This window comes from Actinomyces sp. oral taxon 171 str. F0337, from assembly GCF_005696555.1.
GTDB classification, from domain to species: Bacteria; Actinomycetota; Actinomycetes; order Actinomycetales; family Actinomycetaceae; genus Actinomyces; species Actinomyces oris_E.
On sequence record NZ_CP040005.1, the window covers coordinates 1876270 to 1897478 of the forward strand.

The 21209-nt window shown below is 70.2% G+C and carries 18 protein-coding genes; 8 read left to right on the forward strand and 10 right to left on the reverse strand.

The genetic code is table 11. The annotated features are described in order from the left end of the window. Window positions 1-13: 13 nt before the first annotated feature. From rsmH to dinB, 4 genes are all read right to left on the reverse strand, one after another. Window positions 14-1138: a 16S rRNA (cytosine(1402)-N(4))-methyltransferase RsmH gene (gene rsmH, locus FBF36_RS08240; RefSeq protein ID WP_138137362.1), complete on the reverse strand. Its 1125-nt coding sequence runs from the start codon at window positions 1136-1138 to the stop codon at window positions 14-16. Between the two features lie 309 nt (window positions 1139-1447). Next, a complete protein-coding gene (gene mraZ, locus FBF36_RS08245; protein WP_034492339.1) occupies window positions 1448-1879 on the reverse strand; it encodes a division/cell wall cluster transcriptional repressor MraZ in 432 nt (143 codons plus the stop codon). Between the two features lie 642 nt (window positions 1880-2521). After that, window positions 2522-2935 (reverse strand): DUF3040 domain-containing protein, encoded by a 414-nt coding sequence (locus FBF36_RS08250; protein WP_034492342.1) that lies wholly within the window; start codon window positions 2933-2935, stop codon window positions 2522-2524. Between the two features lie 193 nt (window positions 2936-3128). Further along, window positions 3129-4409 (reverse strand): DNA polymerase IV, encoded by a 1281-nt coding sequence (dinB, locus tag FBF36_RS08255; protein ID WP_009396484.1) that lies wholly within the window; start codon window positions 4407-4409, stop codon window positions 3129-3131. Between the two features lie 86 nt (window positions 4410-4495). On the opposite strand from dinB, the gene FBF36_RS08260 reads away from it, so the two are divergent. Next, window positions 4496-5323 (forward strand): spermidine synthase, encoded by an 828-nt coding sequence (locus FBF36_RS08260; protein ID WP_225792322.1) that lies wholly within the window; start codon window positions 4496-4498, stop codon window positions 5321-5323. A gap of 48 nt (window positions 5324-5371) precedes the next feature. Here FBF36_RS08260 and FBF36_RS08265 read toward each other — a convergent pair whose 3' ends face one another. Beyond that, the gene (locus FBF36_RS08265; protein ID WP_009396487.1) at window positions 5372-6310 is read right to left on the reverse strand and encodes a PAC2 family protein; all 939 of its coding nucleotides are present in this window, start codon (window positions 6308-6310) and stop codon (window positions 5372-5374) included. A 495-nt stretch (window positions 6311-6805) separates the two neighbouring features. Here FBF36_RS08265 and FBF36_RS08270 point away from each other — a divergent pair, with 495 nt between their 5' ends. From FBF36_RS08270 to FBF36_RS08280, 3 genes are all read left to right on the forward strand, one after another. Next, window positions 6806-9412: a HelD family protein gene (locus FBF36_RS08270; protein WP_138137364.1), complete on the forward strand. Its 2607-nt coding sequence runs from the start codon at window positions 6806-6808 to the stop codon at window positions 9410-9412. A 159-nt stretch (window positions 9413-9571) separates the two neighbouring features. Further along, entirely contained in the window at window positions 9572-11488 is a 1917-nt protein-coding gene (locus FBF36_RS08275) for an AMP-binding protein (RefSeq protein ID WP_009396496.1), read from the forward strand. Window positions 11489-11563: 75 nt separating this feature from the next. Then, window positions 11564-13345 carry an AMP-binding protein gene (locus FBF36_RS08280; protein WP_009396497.1) on the forward strand — a complete coding sequence of 594 codons (1782 nt, stop codon included), beginning with the start codon at window positions 11564-11566 and terminating at the stop codon, window positions 13343-13345. A gap of 40 nt (window positions 13346-13385) precedes the next feature. Here FBF36_RS08280 and FBF36_RS08285 read toward each other — a convergent pair whose 3' ends face one another. Both FBF36_RS08285 and dapA read right to left on the reverse strand, forming a co-directional pair. After that, the gene (locus tag FBF36_RS08285; RefSeq protein WP_009396499.1) at window positions 13386-13832 is read right to left on the reverse strand and encodes a pyrimidine dimer DNA glycosylase/endonuclease V; all 447 of its coding nucleotides are present in this window, start codon (window positions 13830-13832) and stop codon (window positions 13386-13388) included. Between the two features lie 22 nt (window positions 13833-13854). After that, window positions 13855-14751 carry a 4-hydroxy-tetrahydrodipicolinate synthase gene (dapA, locus tag FBF36_RS08290; protein WP_009396501.1) on the reverse strand — a complete coding sequence of 299 codons (897 nt, stop codon included), beginning with the start codon at window positions 14749-14751 and terminating at the stop codon, window positions 13855-13857. Window positions 14752-14870: 119 nt separating this feature from the next. Between dapA and FBF36_RS08295 the strand changes: the two genes are divergently transcribed. Next, the gene (locus FBF36_RS08295; RefSeq protein WP_034492347.1) at window positions 14871-15656 is read left to right on the forward strand and encodes a GNAT family N-acetyltransferase; all 786 of its coding nucleotides are present in this window, start codon (window positions 14871-14873) and stop codon (window positions 15654-15656) included. Between the two features lie 53 nt (window positions 15657-15709). On the opposite strand, the gene dapB is transcribed toward FBF36_RS08295, so the two are convergent. Then, window positions 15710-16462 (reverse strand): 4-hydroxy-tetrahydrodipicolinate reductase, encoded by a 753-nt coding sequence (gene dapB, locus FBF36_RS08300; RefSeq protein ID WP_009396507.1) that lies wholly within the window; start codon window positions 16460-16462, stop codon window positions 15710-15712. Between the two features lie 144 nt (window positions 16463-16606). Between dapB and FBF36_RS08305 the strand changes: the two genes are divergently transcribed. Next, window positions 16607-17035, forward strand: a complete 429-nt coding sequence (locus tag FBF36_RS08305; protein WP_009396508.1) for a MarR family winged helix-turn-helix transcriptional regulator — start codon at window positions 16607-16609, stop codon at window positions 17033-17035. A 333-nt stretch (window positions 17036-17368) separates the two neighbouring features. Beyond that, a complete protein-coding gene (locus FBF36_RS08310) occupies window positions 17369-17854 on the forward strand; it encodes a YbhB/YbcL family Raf kinase inhibitor-like protein (RefSeq protein ID WP_225792323.1) in 486 nt (161 codons plus the stop codon). Between the two features lie 40 nt (window positions 17855-17894). Here FBF36_RS08310 and FBF36_RS08315 read toward each other — a convergent pair whose 3' ends face one another. Further along, the gene (locus FBF36_RS08315; protein ID WP_009396514.1) at window positions 17895-18542 is read right to left on the reverse strand and encodes a TetR/AcrR family transcriptional regulator; all 648 of its coding nucleotides are present in this window, start codon (window positions 18540-18542) and stop codon (window positions 17895-17897) included. A 122-nt stretch (window positions 18543-18664) separates the two neighbouring features. Between FBF36_RS08315 and FBF36_RS08320 the strand changes: the two genes are divergently transcribed. Beyond that, the gene (locus tag FBF36_RS08320; RefSeq protein ID WP_009396516.1) at window positions 18665-19561 is read left to right on the forward strand and encodes an oxidoreductase; all 897 of its coding nucleotides are present in this window, start codon (window positions 18665-18667) and stop codon (window positions 19559-19561) included. Window positions 19562-19652: 91 nt separating this feature from the next. Here FBF36_RS08320 and FBF36_RS08325 read toward each other — a convergent pair whose 3' ends face one another. Continuing rightward, entirely contained in the window at window positions 19653-21059 is a 1407-nt protein-coding gene (locus FBF36_RS08325; RefSeq protein WP_138137836.1) for a M16 family metallopeptidase, read from the reverse strand. Window positions 21060-21209: the final 150 nt, after the last annotated feature.

Sequence of the window (21209 nt, forward strand, 5' to 3'; positions counted from 1 at the left end):
GCGGCAAGGCCGCCTAGCTCCGGTGGCGGCGGGCGGTGCGTTGACCGCTTCGGCGGCCGGGGTCCGCCCCCCGGCCGCCGGTGGGCGCAGGCCCCTCCGGTGAAGGCGCCTGGTCGGCCGGACGCAGGCGGGCGGCCGCCCGCAGTCGCACCGGCGCCGAGCGGGGGTTGTGGTCGAGCTCTCGAGCATCGGCCTTCTCCGCACCGCTGGTGAGCAGCTCGAGGTAGGGGCGGTCCGTCTCGGGGACGACCGGCAGGTCCTGGGGCGCCCGGGAGGTGGCTCCGTGGGCGAGTGCCCGTTTGACGATGCGGTCCTCCAGGGACTGGTAGGACTCCACCACGAGTCGTCCTCCCACGCGCAGGCTGTTGAGTGCTCGGGGCACGGCCCGCTCCAGGACGTCGAGCTCGGCATTGACGGCGATGCGCAGCGCCTGGAAGGTCCGTTTGGCCGGGTGCCCGCCACTGCGGCGCGCCGGTGCGGGCACCGCCTGACGGACGAGCTCGGCCAGGTCCTGGGTGCTGACCACCGGCTCCCCGGCCTGACGCCGACGCACGATGGCGGCGGCGATGCGGGAGGCGAACCGCTCCTCGCCGTAGGTGCGCAGGATGCGGCTGAGCTCGACGGCGTCGGCGGTCTCCAGCAGGTCCTGGGCGGTCATTCCTGAGCCCTGGTCCATGCGCATGTCGAGAGGTGCCGGACGGGCGTAGGAGAAGCCCCGCGAGGCCTCATCGAGCTGAAGGGAGGAGACCCCCAGATCCATGAGAACGGCGTCCACCGCTCCCTCCGCACGAGCGGAGTGCTCACGAGCCACCCGGTTCACGGCGTCGTAGGTCGCCTGAACCGCGATGAAGCGGTCACCGAAGCGTGCCAGGCGCGCCGAGGCCAGCGCAATCGCCTCGGGGTCGCGGTCGATGCCCACGACCTTCAGGGCCGGAAAGCGCTCAAGCGCCGCTTCGGTGTGGCCCCCCATTCCCAGGGTGCAGTCGATCATGACAGGTCGGGCCGGACCGCCCGTCGATGTGCTGTCAGCGTGCCCCTCGATGGCGGGGGCGAGCAGGTCCAGGCAGCGCTCAAGGAGCACCGGCTGGTGCCGGCCGACGGCGTCGGCAGCGGATGCCTGTGCCTGTGAGCTGGTCATGGGGCGTGCTCCTTTCCGGTGCTGGCTCGGCCCCCGCTCCGGGTGCCTGGGTGGTTCTCAGTTGCTTGTTGGGTCTTTGACGTCTGACGCTCACGCTCTCTGCGAGAGGGGCGGTTGAGGCATCCTCGATGCCCGCCTGCGATCCGGGAGGCGGCCATCTCACCAGGACTCCTCCCGTGGTTCCGGCGCCGGGGAAGAGGCGTCGGACTCGACATCGGGCGGAGACCTCACGAGATGGTTCGCCAGAGCCCTGATGGCGTCGGCGTGCGGTCCGTCGGGTTGTGTTCAGTTGTCGACAAGGTCGCGGCATCAGAAGAAACCGGGGATGATCTCCTCGGCCGTGTCCGCGAAGACCTGTTCCTGAGCCACCAGGTAGGTGCTCCAGGACTCGGCGTCCCAGATCTCCACCCGGGCACCGGCTCCGATCACCGCCAGGTCCTTCTTCAGGCCCGCGTAGGCCCTCAGTGGCGCCGGCAGCGTGATACGCCCCTGCTTGTCCGGGATCTGCGAGTCCGCCCCCGAGAGCATGACACGCACGTAGTCACGCGCCTGCTTCTGAGCGAGGGGGGCCTCACGAAGCTGGGCGTACATGCGCTCGAACTCGGCAGCGGTGAAGGCGTACAGGCAGTGCTCCTGACCTCGGGTCAGAACCACGCCACCCGCAAGCTCTTCACGGAACTTCGCCGGGAGGATGAGACGGCCCTTCTCGTCCAGCTTGGGTGCATGCGTCCCCAGGAACACGAGCCACCTCCTTCCCCTCGACGACCCCGTGAACCCCACCCTACTCCACTTCCCTCCCTTTTCTCCCACCCCTCCTCTTCGAGAGCATCACAACTGCATATCGCCGATGGAGATCCCACTGACGCAGAACCCTCGCTCTTCGTTGTAATGACAGCAATCCAGCACCTCTTCAAGCAGGGTGGAGGACGGCGGAGAGCAGGTGGAGGGAGGCGTTCACCACCACCGCCCTCGGCGTGGTGGATGCACAGGAAAAAGACAGGATCCACTCGGCCTGCACGCAGGGTTCCGGTGGGGTTCAGGACCTCTTCGGAGAGACACGAGGAGAGCCGCGACGCTCTCCCCGTAGTGTTCCGGAATCCGATGGACTCCTTGGAATATCCAGGGTTCTTCGCCGGTCTCGCAGGGTTTTCCGGAGGCCGGTCGAGTCCTCCGCACACTCAGGTCCCGTCTCGAACGGGTGAGCGTTGGAGACAGGACCTGTTGAGCCGTAGCGGCGGGGGTGATGCACGGGTGGAGGGATGTGGAGGCAGTGGAGTGAGGTGGAGGTCGGCGTGCGCCGACACAGCCTGAGGGGCGCAGGAATGCGGGCGGAGAGGAGAAGGAGAGAAAGTGGGTGAGGGCGGGGAGGAAGGTACGAGCTGGTCAGTCCTCGGAGTCGCGTCTGCGATCCCAGCGCTCGGACTGGCGGTCCATGAAGGAGGACCGCTTCTTCCCTCCGTTCCTATCCTTGGTGGGCCTGCCTCGACCTGCAGCGGGCCGACGCGGGCTCGAAGCGCTCTCAACCCGGGTCAGCGCCAGTGCGACCCCACCGACGGCTACGAGGAAGCCCGTGACCCCCAGCAGGATGGAGAGGAGGTTGTGGGGCACCGAGACCCCTGCGATGAGAAGAGCCAGGCCGACGAGAACCAGGGCCACACCACCACCGATATGGCGGGGCGAGGGGCGCGAGAGCCGACGCTCCTCACGCTGGAACGTCTGGGCAAGTTCGGGGTCATCCTCATGGAGCTGCGATTCCAGGTCCCGCAGGACCTGCTGCTCTCGCTCTGACAGTGCCATCATGCTCCTTGCTTCCGGGCGGGGCCGGGGATCTGCGCCGTGGTTGCCAGGATAGGCGCTGTGGCGGCTCAGGAGAAACTCTCCTGAGCGGTTGGGCCGGACCCGATCGGGATGGAACCGGTTTCTCCCGTCCTGATCCGCCTCACCTGGGAATCGTCCGGCTCAGTGCCTCTGCCGAAGCGACCTCCCGTCGCTACTGCGTCCAGCTCGCGTCATCCTGCCCTGGTCGCCTCACCTCGTCGATCGGCGTCCGTGCGGCCCCGTCTCCTGGCAGAAGGCTGGCAGGGGCCAGCGCGTGGGCACCCCATTTGCGGCGTACGGCGTCGGCAGCCCGCTCGGAGGCGCCACGCCGAGGGTCCTCGTCCAGGAGGAGCTGCACACCGTCGTCGGGGCGCAGCAGCCCCTCGACCCGCACCCCCAGGAGGCGAAAACCACCGGGCGGGCTGGGCAGGGCGGAGTAGAGCGAGGCGACGGTCTCCCAGATGTCCTGGGCGAGGTCAGTGGGAGCAGCCAGGGTGCGTGATCGGGTGACGGTGGTGAAGTCGGCCCCTCGGGCCTTGAGGACGGCGACACGGCAGCGCAGGTCCGCCGCGCGCAGGCGCGCGGCGCACTGGTGGGTCTGGTCCAGCAGGACCCGCCGGGCGTGCTCCCGGTCGGTGAGGGTCTCGAAGAAGGTCGTCTCGGTACCCACCGACTTCTCCTCGCGTACCGGCTCCACCCGGCGGGGGTCGACGCCGTGGGACAGCTCGTGCAGGTGGCGTCCGGAGGCCCGGCCGAGGATCTTCTCCAGGTGGCGCACGTCGGTGTCCGCCAAGGTACGCACGTCCTTGATATCCCACCTGGCCAGGATCTCCTGCGTCCGGGCGCCCACACCCCACAGCGCCCCGACCGGCAGCACGTTGAGGAAGTCCTGCGTGGCGCCGGCCGGCACCAGGAGCAGGCCATCGGGCTTGGCGTGGGAGGAGGCGAGCTTGGCGATGAACTTGGTGGAGGCGATGCCCACCGAGGCCGGAACGCCCACTCGTCGGCGTATCTCGGCGCGGACCCACCGGCCGATGGTCACCGGCGGCCCCATACGGCGCCTGGCCCCGGTCACATCCAGAAAGGCCTCGTCGATACTCACCTTCTCCAGGACGGGGGTGACCTCCGCCAGAACGGCCATGACCTGGGCGGAGACCTGGGAGTAGAGGCCGTGACGCACGGGCAGGACCACGGCCTGGGGGCAGCGCCGGGAGGCCTCGGCCATGGACATCGCCGAGGAGACGCCGAAGGCGCGGGCCTCGTAGGAGGCGGCCGAGACGACGCCCCGGCCGTCACGGCCGCCGACGATGACAGGGCGGCCGACCAGCTCGGGGTGCTCGAGGAGCTCGATCGAGGCGAAGAAGGCATCCATGTCGACGTGGATGATGGGGGTGGCGGAGTCATCGTCCCCCCAGGACCGGCGTGCGGCCCGGGAACGGGGTGCCCTGCTCATCTCCACCTCCTCAACGAGTGCGACGGGATCACCGGCTGAAGGACCGGATGAGTCCCCCTGTGCCCCTCTCAGGCTACCGTGGGGCTGTGACACGTAGACGCAGGGCCTCCGGCGCCCCGGCGCCGACCGCCCTGCCCTCAGGCCCGGTGCGCACCTCCTTCGCCACGGCCGAGCTCGTGGCGCGAGACACCGGGATCCTTCTCATGCTCGACGGCGCGGAGTCCTCCTTCCTGGACATGCGCGACCCCTCCCACCTGGACTTCGAGTACCACCAGCAGATGGACGCGGTGCTGACGGCGCTGCGCGGCGCGGGCGGCCCAGTCAAGGCTCTCCACCTGGGTGGGGCGGGTTGCGCCCTGGCCAGGGCGTGGGACGTCACCCGCCCCGGCTCCCAGCAGGTCGCCGTCGAGATCGACGAGATCCTCGCGGACCGGGTGCGAACCTGGTTCGACCTTCCCCGATCCCCCAGGCTGCGGATCCGGGTCGGCGACGCCGCCGAGGTGGTCACAGGGCTGCGGCCCGGCCAGTGGCACGTCGTGGTGCGGGACGTGTTCAACGGCGGGAGCGTGCCGGCCTCCTGCAGGAGCCAGGAGTTCCTCGGCACCTGTCTGAGGGCACTGGCGCCTGACGGGCTGCTGCTGGTCAACACCGCCTCCATGCCGCGCGCCCAGGCCGGTGCCGAGATCGCTGCGCTCACCAGAGCCCTGGACGGAGACGCCTCCTGCGCGGTCATCGTCGCCGACCCCGCAGCGGTGCGCGGCCGGCGTCGGGGCAACCTGGTGCTGGTGGCCCGCCAGACCCCCTTCACGGCGAGCGAGCTCGAGGAGATCGAGCGTGCGGTGCGTCGTCTACCGCTGCCGGTGCGCACCTGGTTGCTCAACGACGCCGCCGTACCGCGGCCCGAGGGCGGCTAGATCCGCGAGAGGCGGCCAACCGGTCTGCTTGGGGCCGCTCGGCATCGCTCAGCCCCCGCGGCCGGGGTTCCAGCCCTGGGGCCCCAGGTCCCCGGAATCGTTGGCCTCCAGGAACGCCTCCAGACGGGCACCGATCTCGTCGGCGCTGGGCAGGTTGAGGATCGGCGCGGACGCGTCGACCTCACCGATGGCGATCCTGGGGGCCATGGCGTCGTACTGGGCCTCCAGGGCGGAGACGACGGCACTGACCTCCGGCTGCTGCGCGGCCTCGGCGTTGATCTCGGCGCGGTTGATGCTGGCGGCGGCCTCGAGGTCGCCCACTGGCAGCGCCAGGCCGGTGGCCTGCACGACGGCGGTCAGCAGCGCCGAGGCTCCCTGCGGGAACTCGTCACGGGCCACGTAGTGCGGGATCGCGGCCGAGACTCCTCGGGAGTCCAGACCCAGCTCGCCCAGCCGCAGCTCGAGGTAGGCCGACATCGATCCGGGCAGCTCGACGTGTCCGAAGAGCTCGGGCTGGTTGGGCAGCAGGTCGGGCTGGCTGCCGTGATGGTGCACATAGGTCGGGCGCGTGTGGGGCACGGCCATGGGGACCCCGCTCATGCCGACGGCCTGGCTCACGCCCATGGAGACGGCCAGGTGGGCCACAGCTCCGACGAACTCGTCCCAGCGGTAGTCCGGCTCGCTGCCATGGAGCAGGAGGACATCCTGACCGTCGTCGTCATGGAGGAGGTCCAGGACCAGCTCGGGCATGATGACTGAGGAGTAGTTGTTGTGGACGAAGGTCATCGTGGGACGCCTGGCGCGGTAGTCCACGAGTGCGTCGATGTCGAAGGTGGCGACACGCTCGCTGGGGAGCGTCATGAGCAGCTGGTCGACGGCCAGAGCGCCGGCGTTCCCGGCGTCCATGGCGCCCTCGAAGTGGTGGATGAGGACCCTCGGGGAGATCGGCTGATCCGCGGGGTGCTGGATGGTGAACAGTGGTCTCACAGCCCGTCTCCTCCTGTCTGGCCTGGTTCATCCTCCCGCGGCGCGGGTCCGTCGGTGCGCTCTTCGCCCGGCCTGATGGGCGCGGGCGAGACCGACGGCGCCGAGGAGGGCGTGTTCGTGTCGTGCAATGGTCTCAGCATGGTCTTCGGTTCGGTGCCCGGCGCGACCCCGTCTCAGTCACGTTCGTCTCGGTCGAGCGACGTCGAGTGACTTCGTCTCAGTGACACGATTCGGCGTTTTATCAGGATTCATCCGGGCGAGTGCCCGGGAACGGCGGTTAGCGTCCTGGGCACTTCTGCCAACACCTTCTGGATTGTCGATGTTCCCGCCCACGCCGGGTTCGGGCGGCTTGTTCGCCCTCGGCGTCCCCGTCGGGGCGTCAGCAGGAGAATAATGGGTCGACCGTACTGAAGCCATCACCGACCCCAGTACCCGTCAGCGTCAACCAGAGCAGGTCAGCGCGTTCTACGCGCCTGCCGGCCAGAACCAGAACCGATGCGAGGCCTTGTGAGTCAGACGATCCCCTCTCGCCCACCGCACTCCCAGCAGGAAGCGTCTCAGCGGGCGGAGGAAGATGCGGGCAGTGTCCGCGAGCGCGAGATGCGCGGTGAGCAGGTTGTCGTCGACCTCGCCTACAGCGAGCTGGACCGCCAGCTGGCCCAGGCCCGTCACTCCCTTGCCCGCACCGAGGCCCAGGGCGTCAGCGGCACCCATCAGTCCCGCGGGGAGCGGGACGCCTATGCCGTGCACTACTCGTCGCTGGTCTCCTCCCTGGAGGGGGTCGAGGACCGTCTGGTCTTCGGACGGATGGATATGAGCACCTCGCCCGATGACGCGTCGGACTCGGGGGCCTCCGGGCGGGCCCCGGCCGCAGTCTCCGGCTCTGGCAGGGGCGTGGGCGGCTCCTCCCCCGTCACGGACGGGGGCCGGCGCCACTATGTGGGTCGTATCGGCCTGCAGGACGCCCAGCACCGTGAGGTGATCCTGGACTGGCGCGCCCCTCTGGCCCGGGCCTTCTATCAGGCCACGGCCTCCGAGCCCATGGGGCTGGTGCGCCGGCGGCACATCGACACCCGGGCCCGTCAGGTGCTCGGGGTGGAGGACGAGGTCCTGGACCTGGCCGCCCTCGAGGCCGGCCAGGTCCCGTCCGGCTCGTCGGGGACCTCCGTGGCCACTGGGGACCTGCAGGGCGAGGGGGCGCTCATCGCCGCGATGTCCAGTGCCCGTGACGGCCGCATGGGTGACATCGTGGCCACGATCCAGGCCGAGCAGGACCGGGTCGTCACCTCCTCGGGCCGGGGTGTGCTCGTGGTCCAGGGTGGTCCGGGGACGGGTAAGACTGCGGTGGCGCTGCACCGGGTGGCCTACCTGTTCTACTCCGAGCGCGAGCGCCTGGAGCGCTCCGGCGTGCTCCTGGTGGGGCCGTCTCGCACCTTCCTGCGCTACGTGGAGCAGGTACTGCCCTCACTGGGTGAGACGGGGGTGGTCTCCACGACGATCGGCGACCTGGTTCCCGGGGTGCGGGCCACGGCGCAGGAGGACGCCCGCGTCGCCGAGATCAAGGGGCGCTCCCTGTGGGTCGAGGCACTGGAGCGGGCGGTGCGGGGCCTCCAGCGCGTCCCGGAGGCTCCGCGTGAGATCGAGGTCCAGGGTGTGCGCCTGTCCCTGAGGCCCGACGACGTACGTGAGGCGGCCTACCGGGCCCGTCGGGGCGGCAAGCCCCACAACCTGGCCCGTGAGGCCTTCGTGATCTGGCTCCTGGAGCGCCTGACCGACCAGTACGCGGGGGCCACCAACCAGGACGCCTCGGACGCCGACACCCGCGCCTGGATCCGTGAGGACATCCGTACCGCCCGCGACGCCCGTCGGGAGATCAACCTGTGCTGGATGCCGACGACGCCCCAGGGGCTGCTGGAGCGGTTGTGGAGCCGCCCCTCCCTCCTGGAGCAGGTGGCGCCCTCCTTGAGCGAGCAGGAGCGCGAGCTGCTGCGCCGTGCGCCGGGAGGCGGACTGACCGCGGCGGACATTCCCCTCATTGATGAGCTGGCCGAGCTGCTGGGCCCCAGTGAGGACGCCCAGGCCCGGCGCGCCCGGCTGGAGGCCCGCCGCCGCGAGGACCTGGTGGCCTACGCGGCCCAGGCGATCGAGTCCCAGGAGCTGGGTGACGGGATGGTCAGTGCCGAGATGCTGGCTGACCGGGTCTCCCAGAGCGGCCCCACTCTTACTCTGGCTGAGCGGGCCCGGGCGGATCGGACGTGGACCTACGGGCACGTCGTCGTCGATGAGGCCCAGGAGCTGGGCACCATGGCGTGGCGGGCGCTGGCGCGTCGCTGTCCGGTGCGCTCCTTCACGGTGGTGGGAGATCTGGCCCAGTACTCGGGCCCCCACGCCCCGGGCAGCTGGGGCGAGGTGCTGACCGCTCTGGGGACGGCATCGGCTGAGAAGACTGCGGGCCGCTCCCGCTCACAGTCCCGTCACCGGGCCCGTTCGCGCTCGCGGCAGGGCAGGCAGTCGGGGCGCTCGCGCGGAGGGTCGACCCCACTGCGAGAGGAGGCGCTCAGCGTCTGCTACCGTACGCCGGCCACGATCATGGAGGTGGCTGAGGAGACGGTGACGCATCTGGGCCACCCGCCGGTCTACCCGGTGCGCTCGGTGCGCGACCTGCCGGACTGCCTGGAGGTCACGGACCTGTCGCAGTCCCCTCAGGGTGCCCAGCCCGATGCCTGGGCGAGCGTCTTGCGCGAGATCGTCTCCCAGGAGTCGTCCCGTCTGGATAAGCAGGTGGGTGCCGGTGTCGGGCGCATCGCGGTCATCTCCTCCTCCCCCAGCCGTACTGAGGCGCTGCTGCGCGAGGCCCCGGACCTGGCCGCAGCGATGGAGGCGCCGGGAGGCGACGTGCTGCGCTCGCGGCTGCTGGTGGTCGATCCGGTGCTGTCCAAGGGGCTGGAGTTCGACGTCGTGGTGCTCGTGGACCCCGCTGAGGTCGGTGAGCGCAGCGCGGGGGATCTGTACGTAGCGATGACTCGCCCCACGCGCCGCCTGCGGGTGGTCAGCCGTCTGACTCTGCCCCGGGGCCTGGAGCCGCGTTCAGGCGACCGGTGAGCCGGATCGCACACGGCCGTCACCGCCGCCGACCACGCAGGTTACGCCACCGTAGGTTACGGTTGATCCTGACGTCTCGTCGTCGCACCGGGCAGCACCCGCGGCGGGCGAGGCCTTCCCGGTCCGAGGAAGGTTCACGGCAGACAAGGGGGAAGACCCATGAGTGCTTCACGCACGTCGGTAGCCGCGCTCACGCACGACGCCGCGTCGGCGGCCGGTTCGGACGCCTCTGGCGATGAGGCCCTTGAGGCCGTCTACCGGCAGGCCGGGGTGCCCTCCACGATCCCGGCGGTGAGCGAGCCCCTGTCCTGCATGCTGCGCGACGCCGCTCGGGACTTCCCGGACCGGGTGGCCCTGGACTTCCTGGGCGCCACCACCACGTACTCCCAGCTGGAGACTCAGGTGGCGCGGGCCGCGGAGGCCCTGCGGGGCCTGGGGGTCGGGCGTGGGGACGTCGTCGGGCTCATTCTTCCCAACTGTCCTCAGCACGTGGTCGTGGCCTATGCGGCCTGGCGCATCGGGGCGATCGTGGCCGAGCACAACCCGCTGGCGCCCGCCGCCCAGCTGCGCGAGCAGTTCCACATCCACCGCGGGCGCGTCATCATCGCCTGGGAGAAGACCCTCGAGCGCCTCGTGACGGCGGTGGGTTCCCTGGAGGCGGCCGGTCTGGGGGGCCTGAGCGTGTACTCGGTGGACCTGTCCCGTCATCTTCCGCTGCGCAGCCGCCTGGCCCTGAGGCTGCCGGTGGCCGCCGCCCGCACCCAACGTCGTGAGCTGCGCGGCAGGATCCCGGCCGGGGTGCGCTCCTGGGACGATCTGGCAGCCTCCGCCATCCCCTTGGCCACGGGCTTCCCGCTGCCGAGCGTCTCCGACACGGCTGCTCTGCTGTACACCGGTGGGACGACGGGCACACCCAAGGCCGTGTGCCTCACCCATGAGAACCTGCGCTCGAATGCCGAGATGTCCTTGGCCTGGGCGTCTCGCACCACGAGCACGGGAAAGGAGACCTTCTACGCGGTCCTGCCCTTCTTCCACGCCTTCGGCATGTCCCTGTCGCTGCTGTGCGCGGTGGGGCTGGCCGCCACCCAGGTGGTGCTGCCCAAGTTCGGGGCGGACCTGGTGCTGGCCGCCTGGAAGCGGCGCCCGGCCACCTTCTTCCCGGGGGTGCCGGTCATGTTCGACCGTCTGGTGACCCGGGCGCGGGCCACGGGGGCGACCCTGTCCTCCTGCAAGATCGCCGTGTGCGGGGCGGCCCCCAACCCGCTGGCGGTGGCCCAGGCCTGGGAGGAGGCCACCGGCGGCACCATCATTGAGGGCTACGGGATGACCGAGTCCTCCCCCATCATCCTGGGCAACCCGATCTCGCCGGCGCGTCGACCCGGGACCCTGGGAGTGCCCTACCCCTCCACCCAGGTGCGCCTGGTGGACCCCGAGGACGTCGAGCGCGAGGTGGCCCCCGGGGAGGTCGGCGAGCTGCTGGCCCGCGGCCCCCAGGTCTTCACCGGCTACTGGGACAACCCCGAGGAGAGCGCCGAGGTTCTGCTGGACGGGGGCTGGCTGCGCACGGGTGACCTGGTGCGTCAGGAGGCGGACGGTTTCTACGTCATCGCCGACCGCCGCAAGGAGCTCATCATCTCCGGGGGCTTCAACATCTACCCCACGGAGGTGGAGGCAGCGGTCCGCTCGATGCCGCAGGTGGAGGACGTCGCCGTCGTCGGGCTGCCGGCAGAGGCCGGTAACGAGTCCGTCGTCGCCGCGATCCTGCCCAAGGAGGGCCAGACGGTCACCCTGGAGCAGGTGCGCGAGTGGGCGGCCAAGAACCTGTCCAACTACGCCCTGCCGCGACAGATCGCGATCCTGACCGAGATGCCCCGCTCCCAGATCGGCAAGGTGCTGCGGCGCGTGGTGCGAGATGAGCTCCTGGCGGCCCGGGAGGCGGCCTCCGGGGCGGCGACGGCGGCGGCCGTCTCCATCGTCGAGCACTTCCCCGGCAGGAGCGAGCGCAAGGACGGCGGTCAGCAGGAGGGCGGCCAGGACGGCAGGACCGGCCCCCAGGACAACGCGGCCTCCCGATGAAGGCCCGCCCTCAGATCGCAGCCGCTCCAGATCACCCGACTGCTCCCACCCACAGCCCGATTCAACTCCACAGACATGAGTGACAGCACGATCAACGCCGGAGCCTCGCCGCAGCAGGCCACCCAGGACCACCGCCACTACCTGCGCCCGCACTACCAGCCCGGTATCCCCGCGGCGATCGAGATTCCCGACGCGCCGTTGAGCGAGCTGCTGGAGACGGCGGCGCGCTTCTACCCCGACCGGGTCGCCATCGACTTCCTGGGTGCGGCAATGACCTACAGAGATCTGCTGGAGGCCTCGGAGCGCGCGGCGCAGGTACTGCGGACCTCGGGGGTGCACAAGGGCGACCGGGTGGCTCTCATCATGCCGAACTGTCCGCAGCATGCCGTCGCCCTCTACGGGGCGCTGCGCATCGGCGCGGTCGTGGCTGAGCACAACCCGCTGGCGCCCGCCGAGGAGATCCGCTCCCAGCTGGATGCGCACCGGGCCCGCGTCGTCATCGTGTGGGAGAAGGGCATCGATCTCGTCACGGATGCGGCCGCTGGTTCGCGCGCCGGCGACGTGCTCCAGGGGCGCACGGTCTTCAGCGTGGACCTGTCGGCAGCGATGCCGGTGCGCCTTCGAGCCGCGCTGCGTCTCCCGGTGGAGCGGGCCCGCCGGCAGCGGGCATCCTTCCGGACCCAGAGCCTGCCGGCAGGGGTGCGCTCCTGGGACAAGGAGGTGGCCGGCGCTCACCGGATCCCCTCACGCTTCCCCTACCCGGGAGGCTCCGACGTCGCGGTCCTGCTGCACACCGGTGGGACGACCGGCACCCCCAAGGCGGCGATGCTCACGCACACCAATCTGCGGGCCAACGCCAACCAGGCCATCGCCTGGGTGCCGATGCTGCACGAGGGCGGGGAGAACTTCCTGTGCCTACTGCCCTTCTTCCACGCCTTCGGGCTGACCTTCAACCTCTTCTGCGCGGTACAGAAGGCCGCCACCCAGGTGATGCTGCCGAAGTTCTCGGTGGATCAGGTCCTCGCTGCGCACGAGCGGCGCCCCTTCACCTTCTTCGTCGGTGTGCCAGTCATGTTCGAGCGGATCCTCGACGGCGCCCAGAAGCGGGGCACGAGCCTTGACACCCTGCGCTACGGGGTGTGCGGGGCGGCCCCGATGCCTCCGGAGGTCGGGGTCCGCTGGGAGAGGGCGACCGGCGGCTTCTTCGTCGAGGGCTACGGCATGACTGAGACGAGTCCGATCGTCGCGGGCACGCCCATGGGGCCCTCGCGCCGACTGGGCGCACTGGGCCTGCCCTTCCCGTCCACGGACGTGCGCGTCGTCGACCCCGAGGAGCCGGACCCCGACCGGGAGGTGCCCGACGGCGAGCCGGGCGAGCTGCTGGTGCGCGGCCCCCAGGTCTTCGCCGGCTACTGGGAGGACGAGGCGGCCACGCGGGCCGCGATCCTGGCGGGCGGATGGCTGCGCACGGGCGACATCGTGCGTCGCCAGGACTCCTTCCTGTGGATGGCCGACCGCAAGCGCGAGCTGATCCTCACCGGCGGCTTCAACGTCTACCCCAGTCAGGTGGAGGCGGCGATCCGTTCGATGCAGGGCGTGGCCGACGTCGCGGTGGTGGGGCTCCCTGACGGCGCTATGGGCGAGCTCGTGTGCGCCGCCGCCGTTCTCACCGAGGGGACCGCGCCGGACTCCGTGACCCTGGAGGCGGTGCGGGAGCACGCCGAGCGGACGGTCCCGCGTTACGCGCTGCCGCACCGCCTGGAGGTCATTGAGGAGATGCCGCGCTCCCAGATCGGCAAGATCCTGCGCCGCGTCGTGCGCGAGCGAGTGCTCGAAAGGACCGCGGGAGAGGACTGATCGGCCGAGATAGCGGTCGCCTCTGAGCCCGCTCCGATGCTTACGGGGTCAGTGCCCGCTCCCAGGGCTCGACGTCGCCGGGGACGACCCGGAAGATCGGGTGCGCCTCAAGCCGCTCGGGCAGGGGCAGGAGCTCGGGGGCACGCCCGGCCAGCTTGGCCTGAAGGTGTCTGCGCTCCAGGTCCATCTGCCCCTCGGTGACCGTCAGGCTGACGCCGGTGCACTCCGGCTCGGGCAGGTCGATGCGGGTGGCGTCGAAGCGGTAGCCGCGCTGGACGGCCTCCTCTCGCAGCCCCCACAGGTAGGCGCCCACCGCCACCGCGGGAGCGACCGGATCGGGGGCGGCTCGGAAGCGTTCGAGCTGGGGGTGGTTGCAGTAGCCGCGCGTGCGACCGGCCAGGACCGCCTGAGCCAGGAGCGACTCGCGCCAGCAGGCCACCAGGCCCGCACGGTCCAAGTGGCTCGGGTGCAGCGACCACATGCGCATGGTGTCGGTGCCCTACCGGTTCTCAGAGCAGCCCGGAGGCGGCCAGGACCTCGCGCAGGGCGGCGACCTCATCCTCCTCGGCGCGCACCAGGGGCAGGCGCAGGGCAGGGCTGGGCAGGCGTCCCTGGAGGTGGAGGGCCTCCTTGGCCATGACGGCCCCCTGCCCGCCACCCATGATGGCGTGCACGAGGGGACGCAGGCTCCGGGCGAGGGTGCGGGCGCTGGCCAGGTCTCCGGCGTCGACGGCGCCGATCATCTGGCGCCAGGAGTGGGCGTCGGCGTGGGCGGCCACGGAGATGACGCCGGAGGCGCCGTGGGTGAGCCAGGCGAAGTTGAGTCCGTCGTCGCCGGAGTAGTACTCCAGGCCGGTGGACTCCATGCGGCGGAAGCCCTGCTCGACGTCGCCGGTGGCGTCCTTGACGGCCTTGACATGGGGGTTCTCGGCCAGGCGGGCCAGGGTGTCCTCGGTGATCTTCACGCCGGTGCGCCCGGGGATGTCGTAAACCATGACGGGCAGGTCGGTGGCCTCGACGACGGCGTTGATGTGCTGGTAGACGCCCTCCTGGCTGGGGCGGTTGTAGTAGGGGGCGTTGATGAGCAGTCCCTCGGCACCGGCCTCCTGGGAGGCCACGCCGATGCGCACCGCGTGGGCGGTGTCGTTGGAGCCGGCACCGGCCATGACCATGGCGCGTCCGGCCAGGGCGTCCTTGACCTGGCGGATCAGCTCCTGCTTCTCGGGAGTATGAGTGGTCGGGGACTCACCGGTAGTGCCCGACAGGAGGATCAGGTCGGCGCCGTCGTCGACCAGGCTGACTGCCAGGGCACGGGCGGCGTCGAAGTCGACCTCCCCGCTGGGCGTGAAGGGCGTGACCATGGCGACGCCGACGGAACCGAAGCTGCGGGAGGGGGCTGCGCTCATGGCGCCACCCTAACGCGCACCCGGCCCGCAGAGGACCCCTTCTCATGATCCGTCTCATAGGCACCCGCATTCCCGGCTGCGCCCGCCGGCCCGGCAGGACTGTCACCTAGGCTCAGTCCATGACCTCCTCGACCCCCGAGACTGCATCGCCATCATCGCCATCATCGTCATCATCACCATCATCACCCTCCGACAGCCGGGACGGCTCCGTGCTGGGCGCCGACCCGCTGGCCGGACTCACCCCAGACCCGGATACGCGTGCACCGCACCACCACTCCCCCGGCGCTCACGACCGTACGGAGCATGACCATAGCGCCCCCCAGGCACCAGGAGGCTTCGTGCGCCCGGCTAGGGCGGCGGACCTGACGGCGATCGGGCAGGTCCAGGCCGCCACCATGCTCGCCTCCCTGGAGGCAGGACACACCGCCGAGCACGGTGCGCCGCTGCCCGAGGGCGTGCGGGCGATGATCGCCGCCCCGGTCATCGCAGCGGGCTGGGAGGCGGCGGTGGCTGAGCCGCCCTCGCCCGAGCACCACGTCCTGGTGGCCACCACCGCCCAGGCGGAGGCCGCGAGCCGGACGGTGGTGGGCCTGCTGGGCCTGGCCCCCACCCAGTCCATGGACGCCGAGGGGCAGGCTGATGAGGCCGGGGTGCAGGCCGTGGAGGTCACGGCCCTGGGCGTGGAGCCGGCCAGTCAGCGCCGGGGACACGGCTCCCGGCTCCTGGCGGCGGCCGTGGACCTGGCCCGTCAGGACGGCGCCAGGGCTCTGGTGGCATGGGCGGTGCGCGGGGACGAGTCGGTCAGCCGGCTCCTGTCCTCGGTCGGCATGGCGCCCACCGGGGCCCACCGGGTGCTCGGCGTCGGCGAGGGCATCACCGAGGACTGCTGGGCGGCCTCGCTGTAGCACCTCACCGTTCCTGACCGACTCCCGCCTGGCTCCTTGCCCACTCCCCCGTCTTAGAGGTCGAGCAGGGCGTCCAGGCCGATGGTCAGGCCGGGGCGGCCGGCGACCTGCCGCACGGCGAGGACCACGCCGGGCATGAAGGAGGCCCGGTCGAAGGAGTCGGTGCGGATGGTCAGCTGCTCACCGGGGTTGCCGAGTACGACCTCCTCGTGGGCGGTCAGTCCCCGCAGGCGCACGGCGTGGACGTGGACGCCGTCGACGACCGCCCCTCGAGCGCCGTCGGGGTCGGTCTGGGTGGCGTCCGGCATGGCACCCAGGCCCGCCTCGGCGCGGGCGGCGGCAATGCCTTGGGCAGTGGCGACCGCGGTGCCCGAGGGCGCATCGACCTTATTCGGGTGGTGGAACTCGATGACCTCGGCGGACTCGAAGTAGGGGGCGGCCTTCGCGGCGAAGCCCATGGCCAGCACAGCGGACAGGGCGAAGTTCGGGGCAATGAGAACGCTGCGACCTGCGGCCTCGGGCCGGGCCAGGTGCTCGCGGATACGCCCGTAGGACTCCTCGTTCCAGCCGGTGGTTCCCACGACGACGTCCACTCCGGCGTCGAGCAGGGCGTGAACATTGGTCTCGGTGACACTGGGGACGGTGAAGTCGACGGCGACGTTGGCGCCCGCCAGGTGCTCGGCGTCGAGGGTGTCCCCCACGTCCAGGCGGGCCACGAGCTCGAGCCCCTCGGCGTCTTCCACCGCCTGGCAGACGGTCGATCCCATGCGCCCGGCGGCGCCCACAACAGCTACGCGAATCGTCATGGCCCCACCCTAGCCACCGGCTTCTACGCGAAGCGAGACTCACCAAACATTGGATACCCCCTCACGGCCCATGAGTCTCAGCATCATCAACCAACCATCATCACAAGCACTTGTTTTAATACAATTAAATGTTATACTCCCGACATGGAATCCACAAACCGACTACTCCCTCACCTCCGTCTAACATCCGAGGCCAGCCAGAAGGCCAAGGATCGAGCAATTCTCGACAGCGGCCTGACCAAGGCCCAGTACAACGCCCTGATCATGCTGCAGCGAAGGGATGAAGCCACCGCGTCGCAACTGGCACGGGACTGCAACATCTCCCAGCAGGCCATGAGTCAGACCGTCAAACGGCTCAGGGAAGCGGAGTTCATCGCCCTCCAGCCATCTCCGCACGGCGGCAGGGCGCTGGTCCTGCGGCTGACCGAACGCGGAAGAAGCAGCCTGGCAGTAGCAGATAAGAGAGTTCGCGCACTGGAGCGTTCACTACAGGAAGCAGGCACTCCGCTTGCCATTAACAGCCTCATCGAAGCCCTGGATCGGATTCGCGAAACAGCAGAGTCGTTTGTCTGAATCATGAGACAGATGTTCATATAAAGAGACACCCCACCTATGGTTGAGGCCATGCGAAACGCTCTCAGTCCCACCTCAGACCATCTCGCCACCCCCGGCGACGACCCCCGTCTTCTCAGTCGGCTCAACAGGCAGACACTCAAGGAACCTTGTCTCCGCAGACGCCAACGGATGAGTATCGGCTGCATCGTCCTCCTGTGCTGCTCCGCCTGCTCCCCCATCTCCGCATCTGACGCATCCACCTCTGCAGCGACAACAACGTCAGCGAGCGTTTCAGCCACCTCGGCACCGGACGATCCTTACGAGAAGCTGCCGAAGGTGCCGAGCCTGTCTGTGAGCAGTCAGACCCTCATGGATGGGGCACCTTTGCCCCGAGCCCAGATGTCGGGCATCTTCGGGGTCCCTGGCGGGCAGGACCAGTCCCCTCAGCTGGAGTGGAGCCCTGGCCCCGAGGGAACCAAGAGCTATGTCGTCACCATGTATGACATCGACGCACCGACCGGTTCCGGGTTCTGGCACTGGGCAGTGCACGGCCTGCCCGCTTCCACCACCACGCTGCCGGCAGGTGCGGGTGACGCCAACTCGACACTGCTTCCCCCTGGAGCGGTTCAGGTCCCCAACGACGCCGGTATGCCCCGCTATCTGGGCGCGGCCCCTCCCAAGGGGGACTCACCGCATCGGTACTACTTCACCGTGACCGCTCTCGACATCGAGCAGCTGCCGGAGTCAGGTACCGCCACCCCCGAGATGCTCGGCTTCACGATCAGGACTCACACCCTGGCCCGTGGCCACCTCATGGCAACGGCCGCCCCGGCCTAGACAACGGCTCAACCAGAACTCCTCACCACCCTCGGATCTCTCAAACCCCCTGGGAGTCAGAGCTCGCGCGCCCCAGCAGACCGGGGCGGATGAGTTCGAGCCAGCGCCGACGGACCTCGGCAGAATCGTCACCGGGGTAGAAGACCATAAGGATGTAGAGGTCGGAGACGGTGAGGTCGCATCGCAGCCGGCCGCTGGAGCGCCCCGCCTCGATGAGGCGCCCCAGCGCCTCGGTGGCGCGACTCTCCGGCTCGGCGTACTCCACCTCCGCCCCCAGCGCCTGAGCAACACTCTTGGCGGCATGGCTGCGGGCGATCAGCTCCAACGCCCGCTCCAGGAAGCCCAGGAGCTCCTGGTCGACATCGGACCGACCGGCCTCGACACGCTCCCAAGCGCCTTGAGCGTCATCGGCCAGAGCCTCGACGTACTCGTTGACAACCGCCGCGAGCAGGTCGGCCTTGTTGGGGAAGTGCCGGTAGAGCGTACCCACGGCCACGCCGGCTGCCCGAGCGATCTCCCCCATGGCAACGTCTGCGCCCTGCTCGGCGACCAGCTGCTTGGCTGCCTCCAGGATGGAGGTCCGGTTGCGCACCGCATCAGCACGCCGTACCGAGCGCTCCGACACCACACCGCTCGCCTCCGACACCGTCCGGCCCCTATCGACCGCACCATGGGTCACCCGAGCCATTCTTCTCCCTTTCCTCAGGCATGCCCGATACCGTGCCGAGCATTTCACTTGCACAAACATGAATCTACATTCACGATAGTACCTGAACGACGATTCATGTTAACGAGAGGACACCTCAGACGATGACCACCACCGCTCCCGACCAGGCCACCGCCACTACGAGCTCTCCTGCCGACTCAGCAGACCACGGTGCGACCCGCACCGCGCTCGTCACCGGCGCCTCCTCCGGCATCGGCGAGGACACCGCCCGCAAGCTCCAGGCACTGGGCTACATCGTCTACGGCGCAGCCCGCCGCACCGACCGTCTCCAGGTCCTGGCCGCTGACGGCATCCGCCCGCTGGCCATGAACGTCACCGACGACGCCTCCATGAGCGCCGGCGTGAACCGCATCCTGGAAGAGACCGGCCGCATCGACGTCCTGGTCAACAACGCCGGCTACGGCTCCTACGGGGCCATCGAGGACGTCCCGATCGACGAGGCCCGGCGCCAGTTCGAGGTCAACGTCTTCGGCCTGGGGCGCCTCACCCAGCTCGTCACCCCGCACATGCGCGCCCAGGGCTCGGGAACCATCATCAACATCTCCTCCATCGGCGGGAAACTGACCACACCGCTGGGCGGCTGGTACCACGCCACCAAGTACGCCGTCGAGGCCCTGAGCGACGCCCTACGCATCGAACTGTCTCCTTTCGGGATCGACGTCGTCGTGGTCGAGCCCGGCGGCATCCGCACCGAGTGGGCATCGATCGCCGCCGACCACCTGGAGGCCACGGCCGACGGCAGCGCCTACGCCAATCAGATCAGGGCCGTGGCCGGAGCCATGCGCAGCGAGTCGAACCGGCGTCGCTACTCCCCGCCGGAGGTCATCGCCCGCACCGTCGGCAAGATCGTCACCGCCCACCACCCCCGGACCCGTTACGCCGTGGGCTTCATGGCCAAGCCGCTCATCGCCGCGCGCCGGGTCCTGCCCGACCGCGCCTTCGACCAGCTCATCAGCGCCGCCTTCGGCTTCCGTCGCTGACCCAAGGCCCGGCCCATGCGGATCACTAGCACGAGGGGCCAACGACGCCTGCCGCAGTGCGTCGTCGGCCCCGTTCAGTTATCGGCAGTCATCAGTCGACCGGGCCCACGAGGATACGGGCGCGCTTCTGCTCCACCAGCCAGGCGGCCATCTCACGGACCGCCTCGGGGGTGACGGCCTCCAGGCGGCGCAGGTTCTCCTCCATGGAGCGCAGGCGCCCGGTGACGACCTCGGCCCGCCCCAGGCGTCCCATGCGCGCCAGGGAGTCCTCTCCCCCGAGCACCATGGCCCCGCGCAGCTGGCCGCGGGCGCGCATCATCTCCCGCTCGGTGACGCCGTGCTCGGCGAGCTTCTCGAACTCACCGATCATGACGGCGCACACCTCGTCGACGTCGCCGGGGGCGCAGCCCGCGTAGAGCCCGAAGGCTCCGGCGCCGGCGTAGGAGGCGTCGAAGGCGTAGGTGGTGTAGGCCAGGCCCCGCTTCTCGCGCACCTCCTGGAACAGGCGCGAGGACATACCCCCGCCCAGGATGGTGGTGAGCACGCTCATGGCCCAGCGCCGCTCGTCGCGCACGGCAATGCCCTGGCAGGTCAGGTACAGGTGGGTCTGCTCGCTCTCACGCGGGACGGTGATGTCGTGGACGTCCAGGGGCGCGAAGGGCTCGATCTCGAAGCGGCGCTCGCGCGGGACGGCGTCGGGTGAGGCGTCCCAGCCGGCCGCGGCCAGATCGGCCAGGACCCGCTCGCAGACCTCGTCGTGGTCGACGGCGCCGGCGGCCGCCACCACGAGGGTGTCGGAGGCGTATGTGCGCCTGTAGTGCTCCCACACGGCGTCGCGCGGAACCGCGGTGACGGTCTCGTTGGTGCCGCCGATGGGCCGGCCCAGCGGCGTGTCCTCACCGAAGGCGGCACGGGCGAAGGCCTCCTGGGCGACGTCGGCCGGGTCGTCGGCGGCGTCGGCCAGCTCGGAGACGATGACGCCGCGCTCGGTCTCGACGTCGGTCGGCTCCAGGAGGGAGGAGGTCACCATGTCGGCGAGCACGTCGAGGGCCTGCATGCTGTCCGGGGCGAGCACGCGGGCGTAGTAGGAGGTGTGCTCCTTGGAGGTGGCGGCGTTGGACTCCCCGCCGATCATGTCGAAGGCCTCGGCGATGTCGTGGGCGTCACGTGTAGCGGTGCCTTTGAACAGCAAGTGCTCCAGGAAGTGGGTGGAGCCCTCCTGGCCGGGCACCTCGTCACGGCTCCCGACACCGAACCACATGCCGATCGATGCCGAGCGCAGCCCCGGCACGGACTCGGTGATGACTCGCACCCCACCGGGAAGGACTGAGCGGCGGGTGAGCGCGCCGTCGTCGTGCAGGGTCAGCTCGGTCCCGTCGCGGCCGGGCCGCCCGCGCCCGAGATCCACCTCGGCGTAGTCGGTCGGGCTCGAGGACTCCCCGGTCGCGGGGGTCGAGGAGGGCTGAGAGGCCGCCGGCCGGGCTGAGCCGGGTCGCATGTCTGGGTTGGTCACCCGCGAAGACTAACGGGCTGCGGGGCCCACTGTCGTTCCCCCACCCGGCCACGCCCTGCCGCGCGCAGCGAACGCGCTCCCCGATGACGACGGTGTCCCCTCCCGGCCCAGGGGACCGATCGGGGACACCGTGCA